Origin of the sequence: Okeania sp. SIO2B9 (genome assembly GCF_010672505.1) — a bacterium.
Classification (GTDB): domain Bacteria; phylum Cyanobacteriota; class Cyanobacteriia; order Cyanobacteriales; family Microcoleaceae; genus Okeania; species Okeania hirsuta.
The window spans coordinates 1-4,095 of the sequence record NZ_JAAHGK010000691.1 but is presented as its reverse complement, the minus strand read 5'-3'; the positions used below and the strand labels follow the sequence as shown (position 1 = coordinate 4,095).

Sequence of the window (4,095 nt, the reverse complement as noted above, 5' to 3'; positions counted from 1 at the left end):
GATGAGCGTAGTTATGACAATTGAAGAATTTTTTTATGTCTAATAAAACGGATTTGATATAATTAATTCTTTCCGTCTACTCCCTACTCCCTACTTCCCTACTCCTGAAAAATACTTTTTCAGCAAACCCTAATTATCTCGGTAAGGTTTAAAAATATTCTGATTTGTCAGCTCTAATTGGTGGGTTGTTTTTAATAATTGAAGGTTGAAGATATATATCAATTTAAACTAGAACTCATATAGCAATCAGGAATCAGATGTGAGAATTGAGATGTTCCTTTAAAGTATAGAATATAGCAGTTATCTTACTCATATATATTTGTTTTTTTCTTATTCTTTGTTGCCTGTTGCCTGTTGCCTGTTGCCTAAAAATCTCCAATATCTCACAACTAAAATCACATTGCTATATAATATTTTGACATAAACTCCAGAGTCAAATTTTGAAGACTTTCATCTAGAAACTCCCATATTTTCTCAGTAATAGATTCTGGTACAGCTACATAAAATGCTTGAGCAATACCTCCAGCAATACAAGCAATAGTGTCACTATCTCCACCTATAGAAACAGCATTTCTAATTGCATCTTCAAAATCTGTAGATTCTAAAAAACAAATTATTGCTTGGGGAACGGAACCTTGACAAGAAACATCAAATTTATAAGTAGGTCTAATTTATGCTAAAGTTTGACTCAAATTATAGTTAAAATTACTCTCAATATAAGACTTTATTTCATCCTTACTTTTTCCTATTCTAGCAAGAAAGATTACTGCTGCTGTAGCTTGAGCACCCTTAATTCCTTCTGGGTGGTTATGGGTAATTTCTGCACTCTTTTTTGCCTCCATTAATACTGTTTCCAAGTCATTAAAAGCAAATCCCACTGGACTAACTCGCATTGCTGACCCATTACCCCAACTATAATAAGGTTGCTTACTATCAGATTTATTCCACTGTCTAAAATTGAAGCCATAACCTGCGTAAGGATAGCGACGAAAATACTCTTTAACTGTATCAATATATTCGCGATTATTGAAGATAGAATCCGCAACTGCTACGGTCATAACTGTATCATCTGTAAATTGACTTTGACTACTAAATAGGGGAAAATCTTTGATTTTAATATTATTATGTTCATAGACAGATCCGATAATATCACCAGCTATTGCTCCTAACATTTTGCTCTTACCTTTATTTATTTAATTAACATTTTAACAAAAAAAGCAACAAAGTAAATATTTGCTTTGTTGCTTAATTCCATGGAGACTTCTGGTAATACAACAGATTTATGATTAAGATTAAGTAGATAAGCATAAATAAACCATTTTTTTAACGTTTAATTAGAGCCACCTACTTATCATCTGTAAATCCTGTTTTACTTTTGTCATTCAATAGACCTCTTGCAAAAGTTTTAATTAAATAAATTCAAGATATGAAATTCTTGATTTCATCCCCCTATTCCCTATTCCCTATTCCCTATTCCCTATTCCCTATTCCCTGACTTATGCAAGAAGTCTAATTACTTTTTATAGCTTTTAATTGTTGGCGGAATTCCTCTAATTTTTGTTTATCCTCAGCAGTCATATTTTCCTTATTTTCCAACTCTAAAATCTTTTTAGCTAGGTCTAATTCCCGAATCGGATTCCAAGTTTTATCATTTGCTTGAGCAAAACCAGACCAACCATGAGGTTCGAGAACTTTTGCTTCTTTATAGTTATAGAAAAAATCACGAATTTTCTGTTTTAAATCTGCTGGTAAATCTTGACGATAAGCAATTGGGTCGCTAGGAATTAAAGTAGAAGTCCAGATAGTTTCTATATTAGCTCTTGCTTTTGGATTTGTTTTTTGGAGTCGGTCTAAAGCTTCATTATTATTAGTAGCTACATCTACTTGATTATTAGCTATTGCTAAAGCTGTTGCTTCGTGACTGCCGGAAAAAATTAAGCGTTTAAATGCTTTTTTGGGGTCAACTCCGTTTTGAGCAAAAACATAGTAACTCGGTACTAAAAAACCGGATGTAGAGTTCGGGTCATTAAAAGCAAAAGTTAAATTACTTGCATTTTTAATCACATATTTATCGCCTCCCATTGCTTTAGCTTCAGCAACTATAGGATTATCTTTGTTAGTAATTAAATGAGAGTAATAACCTTTACCACCTTCTGTATCTACTACCTGGGCAAAAGCTTCAGCATTAGAACGTTTTGCTGCTTCAATATAGGATTTTCCTCCATACCAAGCTAGGTGGACATCCCCAGTTCGCATGGCTTCAATTACTGCTACATATTGAGTCACATAAAATGCTTTAACTGGTAAACCAATAGAATCAGAAAGTGCTTTGATAAAGGGTTCCCAAATGGGTCTTTGATTACTTTGAGATTCGGTGGAAATAATGCCAAATTTTAGTTCTTTTACCTGAGCTAATGTTTGGGGTGAGAAAGTTAAATTAGCTAATTTTGCTCCGGCTAAAGATAGAGCAAATAGAGATGAATTTTTAACAAATTTACGTCGTTCCATAGGGTTCTTTTCTCTGGAAATATTAGTAGTTGTCAGTTATAGTTTGGTACCAATCAGCTTTTGTGTTTTTTTACAGACAGATTTGTCCGTCGATCGATTATCCTATATTAATGTTAAGCCTTGGTTAAGCTCCCTTTCGAGAATTTTTGAGTTAGAAATTGGCGATCGCTACGAAATAAATACTAGCTATTAAACAGCTATAGCTCAGTAGCAATCAGCTTTTGTTTTTTCAGAGACAGGTCAATCTGTCTAATACATTATTAGAGTGCCGCTACGCGGAAGTTAAAAGTCAATCATTTTTGATTTGTAATTGTTTTAGGATTTTGTAACTGGTCAGTTATTTCCACCATCCTCCACTAGATTAATGTTAAGCTTTGGTTAAGTTCATTTTCTAGGATTTTTGAATTAGAAATTAGCGATTGCTACGAGATAAATAATATCTATAGCAATCCTATTTTATTCGTGTCAAAAATCTTACTGCTTTTTAGGGAACACTTAACTGGGAACAGGGAACAGGTAAGAGTTTCAGTTTTTTTATTTACTTTTTGATTTGTCACGACCTATTTAGGATTGCTATATGAAACAGCATCATCGCAATAATTTTCGGCTATCAAGTTTTGCTGATTTTATTGACTGTTAATAATTGAAAAATGACACTTAATTAGACTTTTTGATAAATAAAGTTTATAGCAGTATGAGCTGCTATATAATTTTTTTTATGCAGTTAAGGTATTTTCTGAGCACCTAGGAAAAATTCTATCAGGCACGCTTTAACGAAAAAAAATTCCCACCATAATCTTAAAGTTTGGTAGAGAATAATGTTAATTAGTTGTTAGCTGAAAGGCTGGAAATAACTAACTCTAATAATTAAGAAAATGCAGTTCTATCTAGTTGGTCTAATTGGTTAATAAATTCTATTTCACCAGATTCTATTCCGTCTTGGTAAATTACTTTCTCACAAATATAAAAGGCTAAGTGCTTTTGAGAGGGGTCTAAAGACCGCGCGGAAATACAGCAGATTCCACCAAAGGTGAGGTACACCCCGAAGCGGGCAAGATGCCCGCACTTGCATTCATTCAATTGTTAATCTCTGTACTTTATATACTTAGAGTCTGCTGTATCAAAAGCTTAAAAATCAGACAAAGCCAGATTTTTCCTTCTTGCTTATTGCTTCTTCCTTCTTTCTTCTGCTATATAAAAAACTCTCCACCATAATGTAAAATTTAGTATAGAATAATGTTGATTACTTGTTAATTTAAAAACTGTAAAAAGTTAATTCTAATAATTAAGAAAATACCAATCTGTGTAATTGGAAAAAGAATCTCATTTCAGACTCTTTTACTTCTTTGTCTATGTGAATTACTTTATAGCAAATGTGAAAGGCTAGATGCTTCTCAGAATCTGTTAAAGGCTTTAATGCCTCCAAAGCAAAATTAAGTGCTGTTCCAGGATTGTTTGCAGCACCTTTAGATTGATAAATTCTAATACATAGGTCGATAAAGGGTCTTACTTCATCTGGAGAAGTTCTCAACAGATAGGAACCATCATCAACAATGAAGTTCTTTTCTTGTTCAGAGGCTTGACCAA

Annotated in this window: 3 protein-coding genes and 1 pseudogene; 1 reads left to right on the top strand and 3 read right to left on the bottom strand. The window is 33.0% G+C overall.

Features of this window, described 5'->3' with window-relative positions; genetic code table 11:
* Positions 1-395: 395 nt before the first annotated feature.
* Together F6K13_RS21720 and phnD are read right to left on the bottom strand one after the other, a co-directional pair.
* Positions 396-1,172: pseudogene (locus F6K13_RS21720) on the bottom strand (ADP-ribosylglycohydrolase family protein).
* Positions 1,173-1,509: 337 nt separating this feature from the next.
* Entirely contained in the window at positions 1,510-2,508 is a 999-nt protein-coding gene (phnD, locus tag F6K13_RS21715; RefSeq protein WP_287288349.1) for a phosphonate ABC transporter substrate-binding protein, read from the bottom strand.
* A 43-nt stretch (positions 2,509-2,551) separates the two neighbouring features.
* On the opposite strand from phnD, the gene F6K13_RS21710 reads away from it, so the two are divergent.
* On the top strand, positions 2,552-2,701 hold the full coding sequence (locus F6K13_RS21710) for a hypothetical protein (RefSeq protein WP_161564402.1): 150 nt from the start codon (positions 2,552-2,554) through the stop codon (positions 2,699-2,701).
* Between the two features lie 1,092 nt (positions 2,702-3,793).
* Here F6K13_RS21710 and F6K13_RS21705 read toward each other — a convergent pair.
* A partial coding sequence (locus F6K13_RS21705; protein WP_287288347.1) for a hypothetical protein occupies positions 3,794-4,095 on the bottom strand: 302 nt, incomplete at its 5' end.